Annotated in this window: 1 protein-coding gene; it reads right to left on the reverse strand. The window is 37.6% G+C overall.

All coding sequences use genetic code 11. The annotated features are described in order from the left end of the window. Positions 1 to 314: glycosyltransferase family 117 protein (locus ACTJIV_RS20345; RefSeq protein ID WP_440629269.1), on the reverse strand; the 314-nt coding region annotated here is incomplete at both ends.

Here is a 314-nt window from a genome sequence, read left to right on the forward strand (position 1 = left end):
TTATAATTTCTTGCATAGTATACCAGACATACCGCCGGAACTGCAAGCATCCCCATCATATGAACCCCTACTGAAAGTCCTAATACAAAGAAAATAAGGATGATCCATCTTTCACTGTCTTTCGCCAGGTATTCATTTTCCCATTTGGTAATGAGCCAAACGAGTAAAGCAATAAACATAGAAGCCATAGAATATACCTCTCCTTCTACAGCAGAAAACCAGAAAGTATCTGAAAAAGTAAAGCATAATGCTCCTACAGCTCCTGCAAAAAGAATGGAGATTTCCTGGTGTTTTGTAATTTCATCAAAATCCTT

The sequence above is a fragment of the Chryseobacterium sp. 22532 genome (assembly GCF_052044665.1).
Classification (GTDB): domain Bacteria; phylum Bacteroidota; class Bacteroidia; order Flavobacteriales; family Weeksellaceae; genus Chryseobacterium; species Chryseobacterium lathyri.